Raw genomic sequence first — 25,136 nt, 5'->3', positions numbered from 1 at the left:
CTTATCCCAGCGCGATGTCGGGGGCGTCTTCCTGCTTCATGCCGACGACATGGTACCCTGCGTCGACGTGGTGGACTTCGCCGGTCACGCCGCTCGACAGGTCGGACAGGAAGTAGAGACCCGATCCGCCGACGTCCTCGATGGTCACGTTGCGGCGCAGCGGGGAGTTCAGTTCGTTCCACTTGAGGATGTAGCGGAAGTCGCCGATCCCGCTCGCGGCCAGCGTCTTGATCGGGCCGGCGCTGACCGCGTTCACCCGCACGCCCACCGGACCAAGATCGTTGGCGAGGTACTGCACGCTTGTCTCGAGCGCCGCCTTGGCGACGCCCATGACGTTGTAGTGCGGGATGACCTTCTCCGCGCCGTAGTAGCTCAATGTGAGGATCGAGCCTCCCCCGCTGCCGTCCTCGGCGAGCGGCGGCATCATCGCGGCCGCCCGCTTGGCCACCGCGACCAGGCTGTAGGCGCTGATGTTCATCGTCATCAGGAAATTCTCGAGGCTGGTGTCGAGGTATTTCCCGCGCAGCTCGTTCTTGTCGGAAAAGCCGATCGCGTGGACCACGAAATCGAGCGTGTCCCAGCGCGCCTTCAGCGTCTCGAACGCTGCGTCGAGCGCGCCCATCTCCGACACGTCGCAATCGAAGCAGAAGTCGCTGCCGAGCTGCTCGGCCAGCGGGATCACGCGCTTGGCCAGCGCTTCGCCCTGGTACGAGAACGCCAGCTCGGCGCCGTGCTCGGCCAGCTTCTTGGCGATACCCCAGGCCAGCGACTTGTCGTTGGCGAGGCCCATGATGAGGCCGCGCTTTCCCGCCATGAGCTTGGTCATTCGATTCCCTCGTACTCGGCCTTCTGGGCCTCGATCTGTTCGCGCGACCGACCGGCCGCTGCCCGTGCCCGGTCGTCGGCCTGACCGATGCGGTTCTCCGCCTCCTCCGGCGTTTCCGCCAGGGCCGCGTTGAGCTCCGCGCCGATGACCATTCCTAGTCCGACGAGATAGAAAAAGAAAAGCGCGATCATGATGCCGGCCAGGCTGCCGTAGGTCAGGTCGTAGCTGAAGAAGCTGCGGATCGCCGGGGGCAAAGCGACTGTCACGCCGATCCACCAGAGCGTCGTTGCCAGCGCGCCGGGCCACTTGGGATAGCGCCGCTTGCGATAGGCGCTGGGTGTCAGCGTGTAGAACAGCAGGTAGAGCGAGCCGAAAAGGCCGACAGCGGGCACTATCCGGCTGAAGCGCAGCGCATCGATCGCGTTCCCGAGCCGCGGGAGGTAGGCGTCGATGATCTCCTGCGCCGTACCGATCATCACTTGCGCCAGCAGGCTGACGATGAGCAGGATCACTGCCGCGAAGATCACCCCTGCGGACCACATGCGGTATTTCCAGAACGCGTGGGTCGCTCTGGTGCCATAGGCGCGGCGCAGGATGTCGCGGATCGTCTCGATCAGGCTCGACACGGTCCACAGGCCGACCAGCCCACCAAGCCACAGCAGCCAACCGCTCCGTGCCTCGACGACCGACCGCGCAACCGGTTCGATCACGTTGGCGACGATCGGAGGCAGGGCATAGATCACCGCGTTGACGGTCGCCGCACGCTCCCCTTCCTCGCCGATCGCGGAGAACACCGCAGCTCCCAGGATGAAGAACGGGAAGATCGCGATGATCGCCATGTAGGCGAGGTTGCCGGCGTGGATGAACCCGTCGTTCCAGGCACCGATCGACACGCGCTTGACGATCTCGAACACGCGGCTGCCGGGACCCAGGGTGCTGACCGCTCGGCTGCGGAAGCCCGGGCGGTGGCGGATCGCATCCTTGCGGCGCTCCTCCGGGGAAAGCGTGTGTATTTCGCGTTCCGGAGGCTCGGGGATGTCCTCTTCGACCATGGTCTCCCCGGGTTGCGGGATGCTCAAACCCCCATCTTCGCGCGGAGATTGCGGTTGTCCTGCCAACCATCGAGCCGCTTGGCCAGTTCCGTGACATCTTCGGGCAGGTCGATCTCGAGCGTGACGAGCTGGTCGCCCCGCTTGCCGTCCTTCCTGCCGAAACCCTTGCCCCCGAGCCGCATCGTCGTGCCACTCGAAGTGCCGGGCTTGATCGTCAGCATGACCGGTCCGTCCACCGTCGGGACCTTGACCTTGCCTCCGCCAACCGCCTCGGCAAGCGTGATCGGCAGGTCGAGCCGGATGTTGTCGCCTTCGCGGCGGAAGAACGCGTGCTTGTCGATCGAGATCGTCACGATGCCGTCTCCCGCGCCGCCGGGGCCGTGCTGGCCCTTGCCCTTGAGGCGCATCTGGGTGCCGTCCTCGACCCCAGCGGGAAGCTTGAGGTCGATCGTCTTGCCGTCGGCAAGGGTGATTCGCTGGTCCTTGCGCGTCGCCGCGTCGACGAACGGGACGCGCAGCTTGTAGGCGATGTCACCGCCCTTTTGCGGCGGTGGAGGCCGCCGTTGCTGGCCGGCGAAACCGCCTCCGCCACCGAACGGTCCCTGCGTGCGTGCCGAACGTGCCCCGCCGCCGCCGAACAGTCCTTCGAACAGGTCGCCGAGGTCGATACCCTCGGCTCCGGCGCCGCCGGTGCCGAAGGGGTTCTGGCCGCGCAGGTCTTCGGGACGGAAGCCGCCACCCCCGCCGAATCCGCCCCCGAACCCGCCACCGAACGGATTGGCCGGATTGCCCTCGGCGTCGATCTCGCCGCGATCGAACTGCGCGCGCTTCGTCGCGTCGGACAGCAGGTCGTACGCGCGGGTCACTTCCGAGAACCGCTCTGCGGCCTTCGTATTGTCCTTGTTGCGGTCGGGGTGCAGCTCCTTGGCGAGCTTGCGGTATGCGGACTTGATGTCCTTTTCGCTCGCGCTGCGCGGCACTCCGAGGGTTGCATAGGGATCGGCCATGGCGTGTTAGCTAGGTGACACGCTCCGGGTGCGCAAGAAGCGAGACTTTCCTACAGAATGCCGGGGGAGTAGGGCCGCGGCATGGCTTGCACGATCCAGGTCGCCATTCGCCGCTGCACTCGCGGGTGCGAAGGGCGCATGTTTTGCTCCAGGACAGTGTGACAGGTGTGACAGGGATGAGAACTTGACGATGGATGCCGACCGCTCAGCGCTTCCCGATTCCGATCCTCTCGGCCTGTTCGGCACATGGTTCGCCGATGCGCGCGACGCCGAACCCAACGATGCGAACGCGATGGCGCTGGCCACCGCTACGCCCGACGGCGCCCCGTCGGTTCGCATGGTGCTGCTCAAGGAATGGGGTGCGGAAGGCTTCACGTTCTACACCAACGCGCAAAGCCGGAAGGGCGGCGAGATCCTCGCCAATCCGCAGGCCGCGCTGCTGTTTCACTGGAAGAGCCTGCGCCGCCAGATTCGCATCGAAGGACCCTTGACCGAAGTCACGCCCGAACAGGCCGATGCCTACTTCCACAGCCGCGCCTATTCCAGCCAGGTCGGTAGCGCCGCGAGCGACCAGTCGCGCCCGCTCGACGACCGCGCGACCTACATCGCCCGCGTCGAGGAACTCGAAAGCGCCTGCAAGGCCGCAGGGGAAGTGCCGCGCCCGCCCTACTGGACCGGGTTCACGCTCGACCCGCAGGCAATCGAATTCTGGCTGGACCGGCCCAACCGGCTCCATGACCGGCGCCGCTTCGTGCGCACCGCGGACGGCGGCTGGACCAGCACGCTGCTCTATCCATGACCGCGACAGGTCTCACTCCGGCGGATCGCGCGCGGCTCACCCGCGGTGCCGCCTATGCGTCGATCGCGATGGCGACATTCCTGGTCGGTTCGAAGGCGTGGGCGGTGTTGCAGACCGGATCGACCGCGATGCTCGGCAGTCTCGCGGATACCGGGCTCGATCTGGTGGCCAGCATCGCGACGCTCGTCGGCGTGTGGATTGCCGCCATGCCCGCCGACGAAAACCATCGCTTCGGTCACGGCAAAGCCGAGGCACTCGCGGCGATGTTTCAGGTCGTACTGATCACGCTGTCCGCAGTGGGCATTGCGACGCGCGCCATCGGCCAGCTCGTCGCCGGAGGGCGCGTGGAATCGGCGAACGAGGGCATTGCCGTTTCCCTCGTGGCGATCGCGGCGACCTTCGCCTTGCTTGCCTGGCAGCGCTACGTCATCCGGCGAACGGGCTCGCTCGCGATCAAGACCGACAACGTTCACTACAAATCGGACCTTTTCCTCAACCTGTCGGTGATCGCCGCGCTGGTGCTCGACCGGTTGATCGGCGTCGCCGGGGCCGATGCGGCCTTCGGCCTCGGCATCGCGCTGTGGCTCGCCTGGGGCGCGTGGCGCGCGTCCTCCGAAGCGATCGACCATCTGATGGACAAAGAATGGCCCGAGGAAAGGCGCGAGGCCTTCGTTGCGGTGATTGCCTCGCACCCCGAGCTTCGCGGTGTCCACGACCTGCGCACCCGGACCAGCGGAGCGCACGACTTCGCCCAGTTCCACGCCGCGGTCGATCCCGCCATGACCGTCGCCGAAGCGCATCGGGTGATGGACGAGCTCGAGGCGCAGATCGAGGCCGAGTTTCCCGGGGTCGAGGTGCTGATTCATCCCGATCCCGAGGGCCTCGTCGACGAAACCGGCTCCGCAGCCGAGGAACTGCTGCCCGATGCGGGTTCGGCGCCGGCGCGGTGAAGCTGGCGTTCTGGCACGTCGATGCGTTCGCCGACCGGGCGTACGCCGGCAATCCGGCCGGGGTCGTCCAGCTCGATGACTGGCTGCCCGACGCTGCGCTCGCGGCGATCGCCGACGAGCTGCAGCTGCCCGCGACGGCGTTCCTCGTTCCCCGTGCGGATGAGTGGGAGGTCCGCTGGCGGACGCCGTGGGCCGAGCTCATGCTGTGCGGCCACGCCAGCCTTGCGTGCGGACACGTTCTCCTCGGCCGCGATGGCGCCGATCGGGTCACGCTCCTTACGAGGGCAGGAGACGCGGTCGAGGTTCGCCGCGCGTCAGGCGGCTACGAACTGGCGCTCCGGGCGATTCGCACTCAGCCGCGCGAACGGCCCGACGCCGAAGCACTGCTCGGCGCGCGACCGCTCGAAACTTGGCGCAACGCGGACCGCTACGGGATCTACCTCTTCGCCAGCGAGGCTGAGGTCCACGCCCTCTCGCCCGACTTCGAAGCCCTGTCGCACATCGGCAACGACCAGTTCGCGTGCACCGCGCGCGGTTCGGCAAGCGACGTCGTCAGCCGGGTATTCGTCGGCGGGCCGGGTGCGCGGGAGGACGCCGTAACAGGGTCGGCCCACGCGGCGCTTGCGCCGTTCTGGGCGGAAAGGCTCGGGCGCGGCAGCTTCACCGCGCACCAGGCCTCGGATCGCGGCGGCGACCTCACCTGCCGGATGGAGGGAGATCGCGTCTGGCTCGGGGGCCGGTGTACGACGGTTGTGGAGGGCGCGCTCTACGTACCGGGGTAGAGGGCGACCACGTCGGCCAGCTCCTGCAGCATCGGTGGGCGTTCCTCCCGGTCGGAATGCCCGAGCCGGACCACGGTGAGCTTCCGGTCCGGCGCGACGAGGACGTACTGGCCCATGTGCCCGATCATCGCGAAGAGGCTCTTCGGCCCGCGATCGGCGAACAGGGGATCGTTTCCTTCGGGCGGATCGCGGTTGAGCCAGGTCTGGGCACCGTAGTGACCGCTGCGGGGCGATGGAGTGGTCATGAACTCGACCCAGCGGCGCGGGACGACCTGCGTGCCGCGATAGCTACCCTTGTTGCGCAGGAACTCTCCGAACCGCGCCCAGTCGCGCGCCGTGCCGTGCATCAGGCTCCCGCCGACCAGCGTGCCCGCGCGGTCGAATTCGGGGACCATCGACGTCATCCCCAGGGGCCCGAACAGGCGCGTCTGGAGATAGTCCGCCACCGCCTTGCGCCGCACGTCGGGGTCGGTGCTGCGGGTCAGGACCCGCGCGGCGATGTCGGCGAGGATGACCGTCGTGTTGCTGGAATACTCGAACTCGCGGCCCGGTTCGGCTTCGAGCGGCTGCGATTCGGCAAAGGTTGCCATGTCGTCGCGCCCGTCGAGGAAAAGCATCCGCACTTCGCTCGATTCGTAGGGCGGGTCGCCCGATTCGGTGTGGCGCAGGCCGCTGCGCATCTGAAGCAGCTGGCGCAGCGTGATCTCTCCGCGCGGATCGCCGGCCCGGCGCCAGCGCGGGATCGGCGGCGTCTCGTCGAGCGTCAGCCGCCCGTCCGCGACCAGCAGGCCGATCATCGTCGCGGTGACCGTTTTGGCCATCGACCAGCTGACGAAACGGGTCTCGGGCCCGTAGCCTGCTGCATAGCGTTCGGCGGCGAGTTCGCCCGCGTGCATGACGACGACCGCGCGGGTTTCGCCGAGGCCCTCGTTGGCGAATAGGTCGTCGATTTCCCGAGCGAGTTGTTCGGTCGGCGCGCCCGGATCGGCCCGCACTGCCGCAAGCGCTTCCTTGGTCAGCGGATCGGGTGCGGGCGGCTGCGACGAGCAGGCAGCCAACAGGAGGAGCGGGGCTGGCAGCGCGGCCAGTGCGGCGATAAGGGAGGCGGGATGGCGCATCGGACACCGCGGGCAATCGCACGGGAGGAATCGGGTTGGCAACGGTAAAGGCAGGCAAGGCCAATCGTCTTGTCTGGATCGGGGCAACGGTGGTCGCGCTGCTTGCGCTGTGGCTGGCGTTCGGCTCGGCCGCGACCGGTTATGCCAACGCCGCCACCGCCTACAGCGCGCGCGTCGCCTGTTCGTGCCGATATGTCGCCGGACGCCCGCTCGAGGATTGCGCGAAGGACAAGATCGGCGGGATGGAACTCGTCACGCTGTCGGAGGATCCCGATGACAAGAGCGTGACCGCACGCATGCTGCTGTTCAGCGACACCGCGCGGATGAAGCCGGGATACGGTTGCGTGCTGGATCCCTGGAACGGCTAGGCGGGGCCTTCCGTCGAATCGATCCACCCTCCGCCGACGACCCGCTCTCCTGCGTAGATCACCGCCGCCTGCCCGGGTGCCACGCCGAATTCCGGTTGAGCGAAGCGAATGGTGGTCGCGGCATCATCGCCGAGTGGGCCTTCGAGTGTAACGGGCACGGGCTTGGCCAGGCTGCGGACCTTGGCAGTGAGGCCGTGCGAGGGCAGCGGCCCGATACGGTTGGTCTCGACCAGGTGTGCGGCCGTCACCGCCAGCATCGCCTTGGGCCCGACGCGCACCTCGGCCATCTTCGCGTCCAGTCCGATAACGTAGAGCGGCTCGGGCTGGCCGCCTATGTCGAGCCCGCGACGCTGACCGACGGTGTAGTGGATCACTCCGCCGTGCTGACCGAGCATCTCGCCGGTGGCAGCGTGGACGATGCGACCGGGCCGCGCGCCTTCGGGTCGCAGCTTCCTCACGATCTTCGCGTAATCGCCGTCGGGAACGAAGCAGATGTCCTGGCTGTCGGGCTTCGAGGCATTACGCAGGCCGGCGGCTTCGGCGAGCTGGCGCACTTCGCTCTTCGGCAGGCCGCCGAGCGGAAAGCGCAGGAAATCGAGCTGTGCCTCGGTCGTCGCATAGAGGAAGTAGGACTGGTCGCGCGCAGGATCGACCGCGCGGTGCAGTTCCGTCCCCGTCGGCGCCGCCACACGCTGCACGTAGTGCCCGGTCGCGAGACAATCCGCGCCCAGTTCACGCGCCATGCGAAGAAGGTCGGTAAACTTGGGGCCCATGTTGCAGCGGATGCACGGGACAGGGGTGCGCCCTTCAAGGTAGTCATCCGCGAAGCGGTCGATCACCTCTTCGCGGAACTGACTCTCGTGGTCGAAGACGTAATGCGCGATGCCGAGCCGGTCGGCGACAGCGCGCGCGTCGCGGATGTCGTCGCCTGCGCAGCACGCCCCCTTGCGACCGGTGGCGGCGCCGTAGTCATAAAGCTGGAGCGTTACCCCGATGGTCTCGGCCCCGCTGGCGGCGGCAAGTGCCGCCACGACCGACGAATCGACCCCGCCCGACATCGCGACCACGATCCGGCAGGCCTGCGCCGCGCGCGGAAGGTCGAACAGCGCGGCGGCTGCGTCCGGGGTCAGCATGGGCGAAAGGGCGGTGGGTGCATTCACGTCGGCGGCGGCGCATACACTTACCGGGCCAACGAAGCCAGTTTGCACCCTTTCAAACGGTTAGGACCTCCTAACCGGCAGTAAATGGCGGCTTTACCGGTTCTTGACCGGTCGTCGCATATCACACGCTTCATGTTCGAAGCTGCAATCCATTCAAGCGTCCCCGTGAATGGCGCGATTCTGCGCCCGCTAGAGTGGGGCGAACTCGTCGCGCGATTCGGCGCGGCCCGCGATCTGCGCGCACTGACGGCCCGCGCCCCCGGGAACGGGGGCAGCTTCATCATCCACGCTGCGGACGGGCTCGGCTACGACACCGACCATTGCGCAGGTCAGGACCAACCGGGTGTTAACCTTGCTGCTTTAGGGGGCGTGAAACCGCTCGAGGCAATAACCGCCGGCACCACCAATGCCATGGCCGAGAGCGACCAGGGAACGCGATGATCGAGAACCAGAAAATCAGGCCCGCACAGGTAATCGGCCCGCTCGGCGAGCCGCTGACTGTCGCCGACCTGCCGCCGCCCGACACCAAGCGCTGGGTCGTGCGCCGCAAGGCAGAGGTGGTCGCCGCCGTCAATGGCGGCCTGCTGACCATCGACGAGGTGCTGGAGCGCTATGGCCTCACGCTCGAAGAGTTCGCCTCGTGGCAGCGCGCGGTCGACCGCTCGGGCATGCAAGGCCTGCGCGTTACGCGCATCCAGCACTACCGCGATCTCTACGAACGCCAGCTGAAGTACTGATTCGCACGGTCGGCAACCCCGGCGAAATCGCTCGGTAATTATCCCGAAACGGGATAGCTTCCTCCTCCCGGCTCAACGAGGCCGGGGAACGCCTTGGCGCACCCGCCGTTCATAGCGGCATACGGAGCGCAAGAATTGGGCGCATCAACAGGAGGAGTGCCGGAAAATGGGTTGGATTATCGCTATCATCGTCGGCGGCGTCGCCGGCTGGCTTGCAAGCATGGTCATGGCGCGCGATGCGTCGATGGGCATCATCATGAACATCATCGTCGGTATCGTCGGCGCGATCCTCGGCAATCTGCTGGCGGGCCCGCTGCTCGGCATCGACACCACGATTCAGACGTTCAACCTCCCGGGGTTCCTCGTCGCGATCGTCGGCGCCATCATCCTGCTCGCCATCGCCAATCTCGTGCAGCGCAAGCGTATCCGCTAAGCGACGAAGCACAAAGAAAGGGCGGCGAGGCTTCGGCTTCGCCGCCTTTTTCGTGCCTGCGGTTAATTAGCGGTTGCGAAGCACAGCCGAAGGCTGAACCGGTAGCGCATCGAGATCAGGCAGGCCGGAAAGTCATGGCGCCGCCGTTCATGCAATAACGCTTGCCGGTCGGCTTGGGCCCGTCGTCGAACACGTGACCCAGATGCCCCCCGCAATCGGCGCACAGCACCTCGGTCCGCGGGTACCCGATCTTGTAGTCGGTATCGGTCGCGATGGCGCCGGGGAGGGGCTTCCAGAAACTCGGCCAGCCGGTTCCGCTGTCGTACTTGGTGGTCGACGAATAGAGTTCGTTCGCGCAGCCGGCGCACAGGAAGGTGCCAGCGCGCTTTTCCTTGTCCAGCGGATGCGAGAACGGGCGCTCGGTGCCCGCCTCTCGCAGAATCCAGTACTGGTTCTTGGTCAGTTTCGCTTTCCATTGGGCGTCGCTGAGGCCCTTAGGCCACGACTTGGCCTCGGCGGGCGTTCCGCCACAAGCGGCCAGAACGGGGACGGCCACCCCGGCCGACAGCCAGGAAAAGAACGAACGGCGAGACGTCTGCATTTTCATGCCTCCTCTTTCGCGCATCGCCGCCGAACGGTTACTGAACCAGTTTGTACGTCCGCTATCGCGCTTTGCGCTACTTGAGCGCGGATCAGAACTCGGTGATCTCGACTTCCATCTTGCGGAAGCCGTGGACGAAATTCGCCCGCACCCGCTCGACGTTGCCGGCCACGTGCACGCGCATCCGGCGCTTGTGCATTTCCTCGAGCAGCACCTTGAGCTGTAGTTCGGCCAGACGGGCGCCGACGCAGCGGTGGATGCCATACCCGAAGGCCAGGTGACGCCGCGCGTTCTCGCGGGTGATGTCGAGCTTGTCGGGGTTCTCGAACACCGTTTCGTCGCGGTTGGCCGACAGGTACCACAGGATGAGCTTTTCGCCGGCCTTGACGGTCTGCCCGAAAATCTCGCTGTCCTCCGTCGCCTGCCGGCGCATGTGGGCCAGCGGGGTCTGGTAACGGATGCACTCCTGGACCGCGTTGGGGATCAGGTCGGGCTGCTCCTCGAACAGCTTGCGCTGGTCGGGGAACTTGTCGAACGCGTGGACGATGCCGCTCATCGTGTTGCGGGTCGTGTCGTTGCCGCCGACGATGAGGAGGATCAGGTTGCCCATGTACTCCTCGGGGCTCATCTGGTTCATCGCAGGCGAGTGGATCATCATCGAGATGAGATCGGGCGTCGGTTCCTTCTGCGCGCGCTCCATCCACAGCCTGGTGAAATAGGCCCCCATCTCGCGAATGATGCCCTGACGCTGCAGGTCGAGGTCGCGAATCAGGCCGATCTCGGTATCGCCGGCCCAGTCGGACCAGAAGGTCAGCAGGCGGCGATCTTCCCACGGGAAGTCGAACAGGATCGCAAGCATGCCGGTGGTGAGCTCGATCGAGACCTTGTCCACCCAGTCGAACACTTCGCGCCGGGGCAGCGAATCCAGCAACTCACCGGTGCGCTGGCGGATTTCCGTGTCCATGTCGGCCATGTTCGACGGCGTGAACTTCGGCGCGACGGTCCGCCGCTGGCCGGTGTGCTTGGGCCGGTCCATCGCGATGAACATCGGCAGCTCGAACCGGTCGCGTCCGAGTTCGGCAAGCTGTTCGTCGGTCAACCGGTCGAGAATCGTGATCCCCTCGGCAGAGGAATAGAGGTCAGGGAGCGCCTCGATATGCTGGATCGCCCGGTGGCTGACCACGTTCCAGTGTGGGCCGAATGGGCTGTTCTCGACCTTGTGGAGGTCGCCTGCGGCGCGCATTTCGCGGAAGATCGGCTGCCAGCGGTCCTCGAAATAGATGTCCGACCGGCTGACGTCCCACTTTTCCTTGTGCTCGCGGAGGGCCTGCGGATTCTCCTTGAGCGCACGTTCGAGCGCTTCGGTCGCGGTCGGCGAAGTGGTCCAGGTCTTCGGCATTTCGAGTGGCTGCGTCGCCATCGATTCTCTCCTGCTTGGGCGACTCCGTCGAGTGCCGCCTCTTTCAACGCCCATCCTGCCCTTGCTTACCGTGGTGTCAATAGCAGGTTGCGAATTGCGACCGATCAGGCGTTCGCTTTGGCTCTCGCGGGGCGCATTCGCTTCAGGAAACCTTTCGCGCGGGGCTGATGCGGCCCCGACTTCATCACGCGGCGGCGGAACAATTGCGCGCCGAAGCGCACGAACAGCGCGACCCACAAGGCCTGCCAGGACAGCGCGAGCAGATGCGGCCAGATCGCCGCTTCCTGCGCCGCACGGGAGACCATCGCATAGGGGCTGCTCAAGGGGAAAGCGAGTGCCGACATCTCCACCGGCGACCCGAGATCGCTCGTCGCATACGTCGCCAGAAAGAACACGCCGAGCTGCAGCATTGTGGCGGGCATCGACAGCGTCTGCACGTCGCGCACCGTGGGTGCCATCGCGCCGATGGTGAGAAAGATCGAGCCGATGAGGAGATAGGCCATCGCGAAATAGACGAGGAACAGCGCGATGAATGTCGGCCATCCGACCGCCGGGACGGGGAAGGAACCGAGCTGAGCCTGACCCGCCAGGATGCCGAGCAGGCCCACTCCACCCCAGACGGCGAGGCCGACGAAGCTGACCGCGAGCATAGCGAACAGCTTGCCGACGAAGACGGCGTCCATCGGGATCGCCGCCGCAAGAATCTCGATGATCTTGTTCGCCTTTTCCTCGACCAGATTGGACATGACCATGCCCGCGAGCAGCATGGTGAGCAGGAACATCAGGGTGACCGATGCGGTCGCCGTGCCGGTGCGCGCCCGCTTCACGGTCGACTGGCTGCTCGCCGTGGGTGACAGGGCGACCGGCGGATAGGGGCCGGGCGTATCGAGCGCGCTCGCTGCAAGCAACGATACCGGTCCTTGCCAGCGCCCGATCCGCTCGCTGGTCCCTGTCAGCCGCGGCTGTGCGAGAGTGCCCGAGAGCACCGCTCCGTAATTGCGGCCGCTCTCCCGCAGCACTGCCTCCGGGGATGTTGCCTCGCCGGCAGGCACGACTTCGATCGCGGGCAGGTCGACGAGAGGTGATACGCGCGCATGGGCCGCTTCGATCGCCCCTGCGGCTTCTGGCGCCAGCATGACGGCCAACACCGGCGGGTCGCTGTTCTCCGCCGCCTTGCGTCCGACCGAGGCGGCGCCGACGCTGATGAGACCGAAGAATACCGGGCCCAGCAGAAAGAACAGGAAGGCCTTCGAAAACAGGATGGCCGTGAAGTCGCGGCGGGCGATGACGAATGCGGCCGTCACGAGCGGCAATCGACTCATCGGCGCGATATGCGTTTCGGTGCTCATCGGACCTGCTCCGCCGGGCTGTCTTCTTCCAGCGCGCGAGCAGCAGCTTCGCCCGCGATGTGGACGAAGGCGTCGTGCAGGCCGGCGCGCTCGATCGAGAGCGACAGGATTCCCGCGTCGCCTTCGATAAGGGCGCGCAGCAGCGGCTCGATGCCGCTTTCGGGAAGGGAAAACAGCCAGTACCGCCCTTCGTGGCGGGCATCCGTGGGCAGTGCGGCCCGCCATGGCCCGTCCTCGGCGGCGGTCTCGAGCCGCACCTGGGCAGGAATGCGGTCGCGCGCCGAATCGACGCTCCCGGCATAGGGCACCTTGCCGCCGGCAATGATCGCCACGCCTTCGCACAGCCGTTCGGCGTGCGCGATGACGTGGGTCGAGAAGATGACCGTCGTGCCATCGGCCGCGAGGGCGCGGATCATCCGCTCGAGCTTGCCCTGGTTGAGCGCGTCGAGGCCGCTGAACGGCTCGTCGAGGACCACCAGGCGCGGACGATGGACCAGGGTGCCGAGCAGCTGCACTGTTTGCGCCATGCCCTTCGACAGCTGGCGAATCTGCCGGTCGGCCGCGTGGCCGAGCCCGTGCTCCTCTAGCAGTTCGCGCCCGCGTTGCTTCGCTTCGGCAAGCGGCATGCCGCGCAGTGCGCCGAGAAATCCGATAGCCTCGAAGGCCTTCATGGATGGATATAGGCCTCTCTCTTCGGGCAGGTAGCCGATCAGCCGGGCGATATCGTGGGGTCGTTCGTGACCGAATACCCGGCGCACGCCCTCGTCCGGGTCAATGATGCCCAGCAGCATGCGAAGAGTAGTGGTCTTGCCCGCACCGTTGGGTCCGAGCACCCCGTAGATCGCCCCTTCGGGCACGGACAGGTCGACGCCGTCGACCGCGGTCGTCCCGTCGAACTTCTTGACCAGGCCGCGAGCCTCGATCGCGAGCGGACGGTCGTTGCTCGCCGGGGTCCTAGCGCTTAGCGGTGCATGCATCGCAGCGGGTTAACCGTGGCACGTGAACGGGAGCAACCCCAAGATTGGTTAACGCGCTGGTTTCGAGTGATTTGCGCCCGCGACTGATCGAGCGGGCCCGGGCCGAGGGGTTCGTTGCGGTCGGCGTTGCTCCCGCTTCGCTCGATCGGGGCGATGCCTTGCGCGCGTGGCTCGCCGAGGGCGCCCACGGATCGATGGAGTGGATGGAGCAGCGCGTGGCCGAGCGGGCCTCGCCCCAAGGTCTCTGGCCTGCAGCCCGAAGCGTGATCGCGCTGGGCATGAGCTACACACCGGAGAACGACCCGCTCGCGCTCGAAGGACAAACCGACCGGGGCCGCATTTCGGTCTATGCGCAGGCGCGCGACTATCACGACACGGTCAAGAAGGCGCTGAAGCGCCTTGCCAGGTGGCTCGTGGCCGAGGCACCTGGGGCCGAAGTCAAGGTCTTCGTCGATACCGCGCCGGTCATGGAAAAGCCGCTAGGCGAAGCGGCGGGGATTGGCTGGCAAGGCAAGCATACCAACCTCGTCAGCCGGGACCACGGGTCGTGGCTGTTCCTCGGCGCGATCTACACGACGATAGAATTCGCGCCCGATGCGCCTCACGGCGACCGATGCGGATCGTGCGATGCGTGCCAGCGCGCCTGCCCCACCGACGCCTTCCCTTCACCTTACCGCCTCGATGCCCGGCGGTGCATATCGTATCTTACCATCGAACACGCGGGACCCATCCCGGTCGAATTCCGCAAGGCGATCGGCAACCGCGTCTACGGCTGCGACGATTGCCTGGCGGTATGCCCGTGGAACAAGTTTGCCGACGCAGCGGCCGCCAATCGCGCGTTTCTGCCCCGCGCCGAGCTTGCAGCGCCGAGACTCGAAGAACTGCTCGCGCTCGACGATGCGGGCTTTCGAGCACTGTTCTCTGGAAGTCCGATCAAACGGATCGGGCGAGGACGGTTCGTGCGAAACTGCCTGATCGCGGCGGGCAATTCGGCCGACGGGCGCCTCCTGCCACAAGTGCGGACGCTTACTCAGGATGCCGATCCCGTCGTCGCGGAAGCGGCGCAATGGGCGGTGAAGGAACTTACAGCAGCTCCTTGAGCGGCTTGTCGGGATCGGCGAGTTCATCCGGGGCAGGCGCCGCCCTCGCTTCGATGAGCTTGCGGCCCTGGACGTAATCCTTGGTCGAGTTGACGCAGTCGAGAGCGACGACCCGGCCTTCCTTGAGGTAGACAACTGAGAACTTCGCCTCGTCCGGGTTGCCACGAACCACAGTCGCATCGTGGCCGAGCGACAGGCCGGCGGTCTGCAGCTTGAGATCGAACTGGTTCGACCAGAACCACGGGAAGGCGCGGTAGGGTTCCTCCGTGCCGGTAATGTGCTTGGCTACCGTCGTCGCCATGTCAGTCGCGTTCTGGACCGATTCCAGGCGGATCACGGCGCCATCCGCCCAGGCGCTGGCATGGGCCGCGCAATCGCCGATCGCGTAGATATCGGGCAGGACGGTGCGGCAGAATTCGTCGACGTCGACCCCGTTCGCGCCGGCCGCGCCTGCGGCGATGAGGGGGCCTGCCGCGGGAACGATGCCGATCCCCACCACCACCATGTCGCAATCAATGGTGTCCCCGTCGGCGAGCACGACCCTGCGCACCCAGCCGTTCTCGCCTTCGAGTTTTTCGACTGTGGTGTCGAGGCGAACGTCGATCCCGTGCTCGCGGTGATAGGACTGGTAGAAAGTGCTGAGGGCTTCGCCCGCCACGCGGGCGAGGACGCGAGGCAGGGCTTCCAGCAGCGTGACGGTACAGCCGAGTTTGGTCAGCACCGCTGCCGCTTCCAGCCCGATATAGCCGCCGCCGACAACGACCACCCGCTTCGCGCCGTTGTCGAGTTCGGCCATGATGCGATCGGCATCGGCCTTGTCGCGCACCGCGTGGACCCCGGACAGGTCGGCGCCGCCGCAAGACAGTCGCCGGGGATCGCCCCCGGCCGCCCAGATCAGCTTGCCGTAACCCACCTCGCTACCGTCCGATAGCTTGACGGTGTGTGCCGAGGGATCGACGCCGGTGACCGCCGCGCCCGTGCGCAAGGCAACCTCCCGCTCGTCCCAGAATGCGGCCGGACGGATCAGGATGCGCTCGAATGGTTTCTCGCGCGCGAGGTATTCCTTCGACAGCGGGGGCCGCTCGTACGGCAACTCGGGGTCGCGCCCCAGCATGAGGATCGAGCCTTCGAACCCCTGTTGGCGCAAGGCGATCGCCGCCTGCGCTCCACCGTGGCCCGATCCGACGATGACGACATCCGCGCTGTCCATGCGCGGCGGACTTGCCGCAATCTCGACGGTCGTCAAGCGCGCATGCTACCGGGCGAGCAGGTTGCGCGCCTGGCTGGCGATCTGCGCCAGCATCGCGGGGGCGACCGGTGTATGCGCCTGTGCCCGCCCGATCATCGCGCGGAACTGGCGCACCGCGGGCGCGTGCTCCTCGGACCAATTTGCTACGGCAGACGAAGGGTCGTCCTTTGCGCCCTTGCGCCGGGACAGTCGGCGCAGGAACTCGAGCCGCATCTGCTGGAAGTCGCGCGAGAGGCCGGCCACGAGCAGGCGCTCCCACACGTCGGACGGATTCATCATCGCCGAGGTGCTCTGTGCCCAGTCGAGGCCCATCCGCTGCCCGAGGTCGGTAAATGCGGCCGTGAGCGCGCGGGCATCGATCTCCGCGTCCTTCGACAGCTGCGCGAGCCCGATCGAACCATCGAGGTCGTAGAGGTGCGCCACCTTGGTCGCGAGCTTCTCAGGCGCGCCCATCGCGACAAATTCGGCCACGAGCCGGCCTGACTGGTCTCGCGATGCCGTCGTGAGCAAATCCCCGGTGGCATCGGACAAGTCCTGCACGCGCTTGCCGAGCGCGGCGATAAGCGTGCTTGGCGCGGTCGTTCCGGCGCCCGCGCGGATCAGGTCTGCCATCTGGCTGCGCAAGGCACCCGCAGCGTGCCGGAACAGATAAATGCGCGCGTCTTCGGGAATCCTGGCGTTCTCGATTTCGGCCCACAGTTCGCCCGCGCCGAACAGCTTCTCGGCCGCGACGAAGGCGGAACAGATATCGGCGAGACCGGCTCCCTCTTCCTCCGACAGTTCGAACGGATGGATCAGGCCCATCCGGTTGACGATCAGGTTGGCGAGCTGCGTGGCGACAATCGCCCGGCGAAGCTGGTGCCCTTCGATCTGGCGCCTGTAGTCCTTGCGCATTGCTGACGGGAAATAGCTGACAAGCAAATCCAGCAGCGCGGGATCGTCGGCCAGCGGGGATTCCTCGATCGCGTCCTGCAGGACGAGCTTGGTCGAGGACAGGAGCACGGCGAGCTCAGGCCGCGTCAGACCGAAACCGTCTGCCGCGCGGCGATTCAGCGCCTCGCCCGAAGCGAGTCCCTCGGTCCGGCGGTCGAGGGCCCCGCGTGCCTCAAGCCCTTCGATCAGATGGAGCTGCGCGGCCACGGCGGGCGCACCCCCAGCCTTGGCGATCGACAGCGCGAGCGCCTGCAGGCGGTTGTTCTCGAGCACGAGATGCGCGACCTCGTCGGTCATCGATTCGAGCAGCTTGACGCGCTTCGCCTCGCTGAGCTTGCCTGCGCGCTTTGCCGCGGCCAGCGCGATCTTGATGTTCACCTCGTTGTCCGAGCAGTTCACGCCGGCCGAATTATCGATGAAATCGGTGTTGATCCGTCCGCCGCCCAGCGCGAATTCGATCCGTGCGGCCTGGGTGATGCCGAGATTGGCGCCTTCACCGATGACCTTGGCGCGCAATTCGCTGGCATCGACCCGCAGCGCGTCGTTTGCCGGATCGCCGACCTGCGCGGTCGCTTCGTGGCTGGCCTTCACATACGTGCCGATACCGCCGAACCAGATGAGGTCGACCGGGGCCTTGAGGATCGCCGAGATGAGCGCTTCGGGCTCGATCTCGCTCACCTCGAGGTCGAGCGCCTTGCGCACTTCCTTCGACAGCGGGATGCGCTTGAGCGAGCGTGCGAACACGCCCCCGCCCTTGCTGATCAGCGCCTTATCGTAATCTTCCCAGCTCGACCGGGCGAGCCCGAACATCCGCTTGCGCTCCTTCCAGCTCGCGGCGGCGTCCGGGTCGGGATCGAGGAAGATGTGCCGGTGGTCGAACGCGGCGACGAGCTTGATCGCCTTGGACAGCAGCATGCCGTTGCCGAACACGTCGCCCGACATGTCGCCGCAACCGACGACACGTGTCGTGTCGGTCTGCACATCGACGCCCATTTCCAGGAAATGCCGCTGGACCGAGACCCACGCACCCTTGGCGGTGATGCCCATCGCCTTGTGGTCGTATCCGTTCGACCCGCCGCTGGCGAAGGCATCGTCGAGCCAAAAGTCGCGGGATTCCGCGATGCCGTTGGCGATGTCGGAGAACGTCGCGGTGCCCTTGTCCGCGGCGACCACGAAGTACGGGTCCTCGCCATCGTGGATCACGACCGAATCCGGGTGCACAACCTTGTCGTTCACTATGTTGTCGGTGATCGACAGCAGCGTGCGAATGAAGACCTCGTAGCTCGCGCGGCCCTCGGCCGCCCAAGCCTCGCGGTCGCGCGCCGGGTCGGGAAGCTGTTTGGGATAGAAGCCGCCCTTCGCACCCGTAGGCACGATGACCGCGTTCTTGACCCGCTGCGCCTTCATGAGGCCGAGAATTTCCGTGCGGAAGTCGTCTCGCCGGTCGGACCAGCGCAGGCCCCCGCGGGCGACCGGCCCCGCCCGCAGGTGGATGCCCTCGACCCGGCGGGAATAGACGAAGACCTCGCGCCAAGGCACCGGCTTGGGCAATCCCGGCACGAGCGCGGAATCGATCTTGAAGGCGAGCGCTTCGCGGGCGGCAGGGGCAAAGGCGTTGGTGCGCAGGACGGCGCCGATCGCTGCATGGTAGAGCCGCAGGAGGCGATCGTCGTTGATCGCGGCAACCTTCGAGAGGCCGCGCCGGATCGCTTCGTCGTGTTTCGCGGCTTCCGCTTCGCGATCGCCCTTGAAGTCCGGATCATGCCGAGCCGCGAACAGCGCGACGAGTGGAAGGGTGACCTGCGGCGCGCGCTTGAGCGCATCGACCACGGTGTAGATGGTAAAGCCCATCCCGGCCTGTCGCAGGTAGCGGTAGAATGCCCTGAGCCAATCCGCTTCCCTCGCGGACAACCCGGTGCCGACGACCAGCCGGTTAAAGGGATCGTCCTCGGCAAGGCCGTTGAGAACCTCGGCAATGGCTTCCTCGATCTGGGTGCAGCGGTCGAGCAGGCGCTCGACCTCTTCGCCTTCACCGAGGGCCAGGGTGAAGTCGTGGATCGTGCCGCTCCTCGCGATCCCGTCCTCGCCGACGCTGAGGGGCGTGGGGACCTCTTCGAGGACGCGGAACCCGAAGTTTTCGAGCGCAGGCACGGCATCGGACAATGCCAGCGTGCCCGCTAGCTGGTACACTTTGAGCCGCAGCCGCCCATCGGCATCGCCTGGAAGGCGATAAAGCCGCGCGTCACGCAGAGGGAGCAGGCCAACGCCCTCGGTTTCATGGGCGGAAAGGCGACGCAGGCGACGAATGTCCTGCGCCGCTTCGGCAGGACCATAGGCGGTCCGATAAGCGGTCGGGAAACTGTCGGCAAAACGGGCGGCCAAAGCCGCAGCGCGCGATGCTTCCTCGCCGGTCGCGACAAGCTCACTCTCAACGGCCTCGCTCCACCCGCGCAGGAGAACCTGTATCGCTGCCTCGATCGCTTCCGCGTCGGGCGAGCCGGTGCTTTCGCGGTAGTCGAGCACATAGCGCAGCATGGCGAGGTTTCCGCCCTCGACTTGCAGGCTCCAGTCGAGTGCCTTGGCACCGGCTCCTTCTTCGAGCAGGTCCTCTATCCGCATGCGCACCTGCGTCGAAAGCATGTCGCGGGGAAGCCAGACGAAGGCGAACAGGTGGCGCGACAGCGGCGCCTCCACCAGGGCCAGCCGTGGCCGCGGCCGATCGACGAGGCTCATCATCGTCGTCGCGACGCGTTCGATGTCGGCATCGGAAAAGCCGATGACGAGGTCGTGCGGCAGCGCGGTCAGCGCGTGGACGAGCGCCTTGCCGGCGTGACCATGCGGGTCGAAGCCGAACCGGGCGTTGAGGTCTGCAAGCTGGGTCCTGAGCCGTGGTACCTGGGCGGGGGGCGTCGCGAGCGAGGCACTTGTCCACACGCCCGCGTGGATCGACAGGCCTGCCACGGATCCGTCCTCGATGACCGGGACGATGAACAGGTCGAGAGGCACGCGGCGGTGCACATTCGACATGCGGTTGGCCTTGATGATCAAGGGTGCACGACCACCTCCAGCTTTCGGGTCGTTGAACCAGGCGAACGCGCGATCGTAGCTCGGGTCGGCGAGGATGGCCTTGGTGCTCTTGCGGCAGATGCCCAGCACGTTGCTGTGGCTCCCGTCGCGCCAGCGGGTCAGGTGGCCCAACTGCGTGAGCATTCCGCCTTCGAGCCAGCGCAGCAGCGCCGCGCCCTCTCCGTCGGTCAGGCGCGCCGCGTCCTCGAGCATCGCCTCGCGCATTTTCGACCAGTCGGCGACCGCCGCCCGCACATCACTCAGCGTGGTGCGCAGGTCACGCTCGAGATCGCGGCGCTGACGGGCGTCGGTGCGCGGAGTTTCGATGTAGATCATCGATTCGCGGGCCTCGCCGGCCGCCCCGTCGCCTTCCGGAAGACCGGTCAACTTGCCTTTGGCGTTCCGCTGGACAGGGACCACCGGGTGGAGCAGCCGATCGATCGAGAGGCCGTGCGCGGCAACGGTGGCGGCAACCGAGTCGACAAGGAATGGCATGTCGTCGTTGACGAGGGCGATCCGCATGAAGCGCCGCTCCTCGCTCGCCGAAGCAATCACGATCACTGCCTCGCCGGCTTCCCGCTGCGACGCCGCATCGGCCAGGAAATGTGCAGCTTCGGTCAGCTTGCGCGGTTCAAACGTGACGTCGCCTGGAAGAAGCGAGTCGCGCATGCGAACCGACAGTGCACGCTCGATCGCGGTTCCGGCCTTGCGGCGAGACTTCTCGGCAGTGGAAACGGGCTTTTTGGCGGCCATCCTGCGTGCTCCGTCAGCCCGTCGGTGCCTCGCGGGCTGTTATTATATTGTTGCTGCAATTAGCAGCAATCTGACGCGCGTTACGCGCATGCGCGAAGGCTAGCAACCCCGCATCGCGAGCGTCCATACATCACTACGCACGAGGTGCGGCGATTATCCGGCAAGCGCTTCGATTGTCAGCTCGAGCGAGCGTTCTCGGGCGGCCGGATCGTAAGTCGCGCCGGAGACGATAATCTCGTCGGCACCGGTGCGCTCGACGAACCGGCCCATCGCTTCGCGTACCGTCGAGCGAGAGCCGATCGCGCTCGCCTGGCCGATGTGTGCAAGCAGCCCCTGCGCGGGCGCGGGCAGGCTGTCGCGATAGCCTGGGATCGGCGGGGGCAGCATTCCGGGCCGGCCAGTGCGCAGCCGCACGAAGCTCTGTTGCTGGCTGGAGGCAATCAGCTCGGCTTCGCTGTCGGTTTCCGCGGCGAACACCGTCATCGCGGCCATCGCGTATGGCTTCTCGAGCCATAGCGACGGCCGAAACCGTTCGCGATAGACGGCCAGCGCGGCATCAAGGTGGTCGGGCGCGAAGTGGCTTGCGAAGGCGTAGGGCATGCCGAGTTCAGCGGCGAGCTGCGCACCGAACAGGCTGGAGCCGAGCATCCACATTTCGATATTCGCGCCGCGTCCGGGCGTCGCGTGGATGGGCAGATCGGGATCGCCAGCCAAGAGGGCGCGCAACTCGACGACGTCCTGCGGGAAGAACTCGGCCGCTTGGTGCAGGTTCTTGCGCAGCGCCCGCTGTAGCTCGGGACCGGCGCCCGGCGCGCGGCCGAGACCGAGATCGATGCGCCCCGGAAAGAGCGCATCGAGCGTGCCGAACTGCTCGGCGATCACGAATGGATTGTGATTGGGCAGCATGATCCCGCCCGACCCGATCCGGATGGTTGACGTCGCATAGCCGACGTGCCCGATCACCACGGAGGTGGCCGCACCCGCGATTCCTTCCATCGTGTGGTGCTCGGCGATCCAGAAACGCCTGTAGCCGTGTCGTTCGGCCACCTGCGCGAGGCTGGCGGTCGCGGCATAGGCTTCGCCCAGGGTACCGCCCTCGCGCACGGGAACGAGATCGAGGACCGAAAGAGGGATCATTCGCCGAGTTGCCCTAGATAAGTGCGCGCCGTGGCAGCCTGTGGGCTCTCCGGCGCAGTCGCCACGACCGATTCGAATGAGCGGCGGGCTGCATCGGTCCGTCCGCCCAAGGCAGCGATAACCCCCGCTTCGAGACCTATTGCGGGATCGCGTGGGTCGAGCACTGCCGCCCTCTCGATATGCGCCTGCGCCGCGTCGAGCTGGTTCAGCCGCCGTGCAAGCGTTGCGGACAGCAACCATGCGTGCGGATCGTCTGGCACGAGCCGCCGCGCCTCCGCGAGCGCGTCGCTCGCTTCCGGAAGCCGATCGAGCGCCACGAGTGCCGCTGCCCGGTCCTGCGCAACCGACCCGCCCAGAAACGCATCGCCGGTCGCCTCGTCGCGGGCCGCGTCGAGAATATTCAGCGCTTCGCCGGTCTTGCCTTGCGATAAAAGAGCACTTCCCGCGAGCGCGCCCATCCGGGCGCGGAACTGCGGATCGGTCGCTTCTTCGCGTGCGGCGAGAAAGGCATCTGCGGCCGCGCTCCAGTCTCCCAGGTTACCGGCCGCGACGCCCAGGCAATGGTGCCCGGTGGCGCGCTGCAGGCCCGCAGTCCGGGAAACCCACTCGGCGGCGAAGGACCGGGCCCGCGCTGGTTCGGTGCGCGCGGTATCGAGGCACAGCTCGATTGCAGGGCGGTTTGCATCGCGGTCGAGCATCGGGGCGGTGCGCACGCCATTTCGAGGGGGACGGTTCTGCAGTTCGGGGGGCACCGCGGTGATGGGCGATGTCGTCGGCGCGGGGCCGACTTGCATCAGCGCGAGAGGGAGAAGGGCAAGGGTTGCGATCATGGGCCTCTAAAGAGCTTCGATGGTCCGCAGCAGCAGGTCGATGTCCGCTTCGCGGCTCAGCCGGTGATCGCCATCCTTGACCAGCGTCAGGTGAACGTCGGGCGAACGCAGCATCGCGGAGAGCCGCTGCGAGATCGCGTAGGGCACGTCCTCGTCACGCATGCCGTGGATCAGCCGCACCGGGCAGTCGAACGGTATCTCGGCGTTGAGTTGACGCTGGGCCTGGCCGTCGGCCCAGAAGCCGGGATGGGTCGGGGTGGGATCGGGGCCATAGGGGTTGTCCTCGAACACCACGTGATCGTTCGCCAAAGCCGCTTTTTGCGCTGTGTCGTAGCCCCAGTCGGTGAAGTCGGGCGCTGCCGCGATGCCCACCAGCGCCTTCAGACGATCGCTGAGCGCTCGGCCCACGAGCAGCATGAGCCAGCCCCCCATCGACGATCCGACGAGGATCACCGGGCCGTCGACGAGATCCTCGACCAGCGCAAGCACCTCGTCGCGCCAACGCGACAGCGTGCCATCCGCGAAGTCACCAGCCGATTCGCCGCAGCCCGAATAGTCGAGCAGCAAGCAGGTGCGCCCGTTCCGGACCGCCCAATCGAACACTGCGGTCGCCTTTCCGCCCGCCATGTCGGACATGTAACCGGGCAGGAACACGATCGCCGGTCCCTCTCCCGCGCTGTAGCGAAAGGCGATCCGTCGACCATCGATGTCATGAAACTGCAGATCGGCCATGGCAGGCTTCTTGGGCCTGCTGGCTCGGGATGGTCAATCCGCGCGTGACTTCGATTGCGGTTCGGCGCAGCTTGCGATCCAAAGGAGAGACCGTCGATGACCACCCGCATGCCGCCGCCCGCCGTTGGTATTCCTGCTCTGAGCAGGCGGGCTTTGCTGGGGGGCGGTCTGCTGGGGTTCGGCCTTGCGGCGGCCCCGCTGGCCGCACAGGTCGGCGCCGGATTTACCCACGGGGTCGCCAGCGGCGAACCGTCGGCAAAATCCGTGCTGCTGTGGACCCGATTCGTCGGCAGGCGTGCTGCCCGACTGCGGTGGGAGGTGTCCGAAAGCGCCGAGTTCACGCGCATTGCCAGCGGCGGGACCGTCCGCGCGACGCCGGCGAACGACTGGTGCGCCAAGGCCGTCGCGACCGGTCTGGCCCCGGGACGCTGGTATCACTACCGCTTCGTCGCGCCCGACGGGACCATGTCTGCGACCGGGCGCACGCGAACGCTGCCGGACGGGCCGACCGCACGCTTTCGCATGGCCGTCTTCAGTTGCTCCAACATCGGGTTCGGTCACTTCAACGGCTATGCCCACGCGGCTGCCGCCGACGAATTCGAACTCGCCGTCCACCTCGGCGACTATCTCTACGAATACGAACGCAACCAGTACCCGATCGAAAAGGAAATCGTCGACGGCCGGGTCCCCGACCCGACGGGCGAGATCGTCGCCCTGGCGGATTACCGGATGCGCTACGCCAGCTATCGCCGCGATCCCGATCTCGTCCGGCTGCATCAGCTCTATCCGATGATCTCGGTCTACGACGATCACGAATCTGCCAACGATTCCTGGAAGGGTGGGGCTGAGAACCACGACCCGGCTACCGAGGGCCCATGGTCCGCCCGGAAGCGGGCGGCGATGAAGGCGCGCAGCGAATGGCTGCCCGTGTCCGACGATCCGTGGGCACGCTACGATATCGGGGACCTGGCTTCGATCTTCCGGATCGAGACCCGTCTCACCGCGCGCGACAAGCCGCTCGACCTGGCAGGAGCGACGAAGGGACTGTCGCCCGAAGATGCCGATGCCGCACTGCGCGCACTGCGCGAAGGCACGTGGGCCGACCCGAAGCGCACCCTCATGGGCAGGGCCCAGGAGCAATGGCTGTCGGCGGGCCTGAGGTCCTCGGTCCGCTCGGGCCGCAAGTGGCAGGTGCTTGCGCAGCAGGTCATCATGGGCGGCCTTTCGACGCCATCCGACATTGCCGAGCGGGTAGGCAACACGGTGCCCGACTACGTGAAGCGCCGCCTGGTGGCAGCAGTCGCCGCCAGCCGTGCGGGCCTGCCCGCGAGCATGGATACATGGGATGGGTACCCGGCTGCGCGATCGCGCCTGCTCGCCTCCGCGCTCGATGCGGGTGCCAACCTCGTCACGCTCACGGGCGATTCGCACAACGCGTGGGCGTTCGATCTTGCCCATGGAGGCGACGCGGCAGGGGTCGAGTTTGCCGGGCAGTCGGTCACTTCGCCCGGCTTCGAATCATCCTTCCGCCAAACCGCGCCAAAGGACCTTGCCGCCTTGCTCGTCGGTCACAACCCGGGGCTCAAGTGGTGCGACACCAGCAATCGCGGATACATGGCGGTCGAACTGACCCCGCAGGCGGCGACCTGCGAGTGGCGGTTCAGTGATCCCGTGCGCAATCGTTCGGCGGCGCTTGCCGGCGCCCACCGCCTGGTCGCAGCACACGGAGCACGTCGCCTGACCTCCGTCTAATCACC

General features: G+C 66.7%; 23 protein-coding genes. 9 read left to right on the top strand and 14 right to left on the bottom strand.

Annotated elements, in window-relative coordinates; genetic code table 11:
* Window position 1 precedes the first annotated feature (1 nt).
* The 3 genes from fabI to A6F68_RS01945 are packed head-to-tail and all read right to left on the bottom strand — an operon-like array spanning window position 2 to window position 2,885.
* A complete protein-coding gene (gene fabI, locus A6F68_RS01955; protein WP_067675588.1) occupies window positions 2-826 on the bottom strand; it encodes an enoyl-ACP reductase FabI in 825 nt (274 codons plus the stop codon).
* Window positions 823-1,878 (bottom strand): YihY/virulence factor BrkB family protein, encoded by a 1,056-nt coding sequence (locus tag A6F68_RS01950; protein WP_067675585.1) that lies wholly within the window; start codon window positions 1,876-1,878, stop codon window positions 823-825. Before A6F68_RS01950 ends, fabI begins: the two co-directional genes overlap by 4 nt.
* A gap of 23 nt (window positions 1,879-1,901) precedes the next feature.
* Window positions 1,902-2,885, bottom strand: a complete 984-nt coding sequence (locus tag A6F68_RS01945; protein ID WP_067675582.1) for a DnaJ C-terminal domain-containing protein — start codon at window positions 2,883-2,885, stop codon at window positions 1,902-1,904.
* A gap of 190 nt (window positions 2,886-3,075) precedes the next feature.
* Here A6F68_RS01945 and pdxH point away from each other — a divergent pair, with 190 nt between their 5' ends.
* The 3 genes from pdxH to A6F68_RS01930 are packed head-to-tail and all read left to right on the top strand — an operon-like array spanning window position 3,076 to window position 5,416.
* Window positions 3,076-3,684, top strand: coding sequence for a pyridoxamine 5'-phosphate oxidase (gene pdxH / locus A6F68_RS01940; RefSeq protein WP_067675579.1), 609 nt, complete (start codon window positions 3,076-3,078; stop codon window positions 3,682-3,684).
* The gene (locus A6F68_RS01935) at window positions 3,681-4,634 is read left to right on the top strand and encodes a cation diffusion facilitator family transporter (protein ID WP_067675576.1); all 954 of its coding nucleotides are present in this window, start codon (window positions 3,681-3,683) and stop codon (window positions 4,632-4,634) included. The genes pdxH and A6F68_RS01935 overlap by 4 nt, the downstream gene beginning before the upstream one ends.
* Entirely contained in the window at window positions 4,631-5,416 is a 786-nt protein-coding gene (locus tag A6F68_RS01930) for a PhzF family phenazine biosynthesis protein (protein WP_067675573.1), read from the top strand. Before A6F68_RS01935 ends, A6F68_RS01930 begins: the two co-directional genes overlap by 4 nt.
* Here A6F68_RS01930 and A6F68_RS01925 read toward each other — a convergent pair.
* Window positions 5,401-6,534, bottom strand: a complete 1,134-nt coding sequence (locus A6F68_RS01925) for a serine hydrolase domain-containing protein (RefSeq protein WP_067675570.1) — start codon at window positions 6,532-6,534, stop codon at window positions 5,401-5,403. The genes A6F68_RS01930 and A6F68_RS01925 overlap by 16 nt on opposite strands.
* Before the next feature lie 35 nt (window positions 6,535-6,569).
* Between A6F68_RS01925 and A6F68_RS01920 the strand changes: the two genes are divergently transcribed.
* Window positions 6,570-6,902, top strand: coding sequence for a hypothetical protein (locus tag A6F68_RS01920; RefSeq protein WP_067675567.1), 333 nt, complete (start codon window positions 6,570-6,572; stop codon window positions 6,900-6,902).
* Here the strand turns inward: A6F68_RS01920 and mnmA are convergent.
* Window positions 6,899-8,035: a tRNA 2-thiouridine(34) synthase MnmA gene (gene mnmA, locus A6F68_RS01915; RefSeq protein WP_067675564.1), complete on the bottom strand. Its 1,137-nt coding sequence runs from the start codon at window positions 8,033-8,035 to the stop codon at window positions 6,899-6,901. The genes A6F68_RS01920 and mnmA overlap by 4 nt on opposite strands.
* Before the next feature lie 159 nt (window positions 8,036-8,194).
* On the opposite strand from mnmA, the gene A6F68_RS01910 reads away from it, so the two are divergent.
* The 3 genes from A6F68_RS01910 (at window position 8,195) to A6F68_RS01900 (ending at window position 9,232) form a co-directional block, all read left to right on the top strand.
* Complete coding sequence (locus tag A6F68_RS01910) at window positions 8,195-8,503, top strand: hypothetical protein (protein WP_067675561.1); 309 nt, start codon at window positions 8,195-8,197, stop codon at window positions 8,501-8,503.
* On the top strand, window positions 8,500-8,799 hold the full coding sequence (gene sciP, locus A6F68_RS01905) for a CtrA inhibitor SciP (protein ID WP_067675559.1): 300 nt from the start codon (window positions 8,500-8,502) through the stop codon (window positions 8,797-8,799). The genes A6F68_RS01910 and sciP overlap by 4 nt, the downstream gene beginning before the upstream one ends.
* A gap of 166 nt (window positions 8,800-8,965) precedes the next feature.
* Window positions 8,966-9,232 (top strand): GlsB/YeaQ/YmgE family stress response membrane protein, encoded by a 267-nt coding sequence (locus A6F68_RS01900; protein WP_067675557.1) that lies wholly within the window; start codon window positions 8,966-8,968, stop codon window positions 9,230-9,232.
* Between the two features lie 115 nt (window positions 9,233-9,347).
* On the opposite strand, the gene msrB is transcribed toward A6F68_RS01900, so the two are convergent.
* The 4 genes from msrB to A6F68_RS01880 all read right to left on the bottom strand — a co-directional run bounded on the left by msrB (window position 9,348) and on the right by A6F68_RS01880 (window position 13,579).
* Window positions 9,348-9,833, bottom strand: coding sequence for a peptide-methionine (R)-S-oxide reductase MsrB (gene msrB, locus A6F68_RS01895; RefSeq protein WP_418368987.1), 486 nt, complete (start codon window positions 9,831-9,833; stop codon window positions 9,348-9,350).
* Window positions 9,834-9,924: 91 nt separating this feature from the next.
* A complete protein-coding gene (locus tag A6F68_RS01890) occupies window positions 9,925-11,253 on the bottom strand; it encodes a cytochrome P450 (protein WP_067675552.1) in 1,329 nt (442 codons plus the stop codon).
* Between the two features lie 104 nt (window positions 11,254-11,357).
* Complete coding sequence (locus A6F68_RS01885) at window positions 11,358-12,602, bottom strand: ABC transporter permease (RefSeq protein ID WP_067675549.1); 1,245 nt, start codon at window positions 12,600-12,602, stop codon at window positions 11,358-11,360.
* Complete coding sequence (locus A6F68_RS01880; RefSeq protein ID WP_067675546.1) at window positions 12,599-13,579, bottom strand: ABC transporter ATP-binding protein; 981 nt, start codon at window positions 13,577-13,579, stop codon at window positions 12,599-12,601. The genes A6F68_RS01885 and A6F68_RS01880 overlap by 4 nt, the downstream gene beginning before the upstream one ends.
* 44 nt (window positions 13,580-13,623) lie before the next feature.
* Between A6F68_RS01880 and queG the strand changes: the two genes are divergently transcribed.
* A complete protein-coding gene (gene queG / locus A6F68_RS01875) occupies window positions 13,624-14,679 on the top strand; it encodes a tRNA epoxyqueuosine(34) reductase QueG (protein WP_067675542.1) in 1,056 nt (351 codons plus the stop codon).
* On the opposite strand, the gene A6F68_RS01870 is transcribed toward queG, so the two are convergent.
* From A6F68_RS01870 to A6F68_RS01850, 5 genes are all read right to left on the bottom strand, one after another.
* Window positions 14,663-15,889, bottom strand: a complete 1,227-nt coding sequence (locus tag A6F68_RS01870; RefSeq protein WP_067675539.1) for an NAD(P)/FAD-dependent oxidoreductase — start codon at window positions 15,887-15,889, stop codon at window positions 14,663-14,665. The two genes, queG and A6F68_RS01870, sit on opposite strands and share 17 nt — an antisense overlap.
* Before the next feature lie 45 nt (window positions 15,890-15,934).
* On the bottom strand, window positions 15,935-20,680 hold the full coding sequence (locus A6F68_RS01865; RefSeq protein WP_067675537.1) for an NAD-glutamate dehydrogenase: 4,746 nt from the start codon (window positions 20,678-20,680) through the stop codon (window positions 15,935-15,937).
* 153 nt (window positions 20,681-20,833) lie between these two features.
* Window positions 20,834-21,817 (bottom strand): LLM class flavin-dependent oxidoreductase, encoded by a 984-nt coding sequence (locus tag A6F68_RS01860; protein WP_067675535.1) that lies wholly within the window; start codon window positions 21,815-21,817, stop codon window positions 20,834-20,836.
* Window positions 21,814-22,647: a tetratricopeptide repeat protein gene (locus A6F68_RS01855; RefSeq protein ID WP_067675533.1), complete on the bottom strand. Its 834-nt coding sequence runs from the start codon at window positions 22,645-22,647 to the stop codon at window positions 21,814-21,816. Before A6F68_RS01855 ends, A6F68_RS01860 begins: the two co-directional genes overlap by 4 nt.
* A gap of 6 nt (window positions 22,648-22,653) precedes the next feature.
* The gene (locus A6F68_RS01850) at window positions 22,654-23,379 is read right to left on the bottom strand and encodes an alpha/beta fold hydrolase (RefSeq protein ID WP_067675530.1); all 726 of its coding nucleotides are present in this window, start codon (window positions 23,377-23,379) and stop codon (window positions 22,654-22,656) included.
* A 96-nt stretch (window positions 23,380-23,475) separates the two neighbouring features.
* Between A6F68_RS01850 and A6F68_RS01845 the strand changes: the two genes are divergently transcribed.
* The gene (locus A6F68_RS01845) at window positions 23,476-25,131 is read left to right on the top strand and encodes an alkaline phosphatase D family protein (RefSeq protein WP_067675528.1); all 1,656 of its coding nucleotides are present in this window, start codon (window positions 23,476-23,478) and stop codon (window positions 25,129-25,131) included.
* Window positions 25,132-25,136: the final 5 nt, after the last annotated feature.

Source organism: Tsuneonella dongtanensis (assembly GCF_001698205.1).
Taxonomy (GTDB): domain Bacteria; phylum Pseudomonadota; class Alphaproteobacteria; order Sphingomonadales; family Sphingomonadaceae; genus Tsuneonella; species Tsuneonella dongtanensis.
Note: the sequence above shows the minus strand (reverse complement) of the source record. Positions and strands in the feature narration are given on the sequence as shown.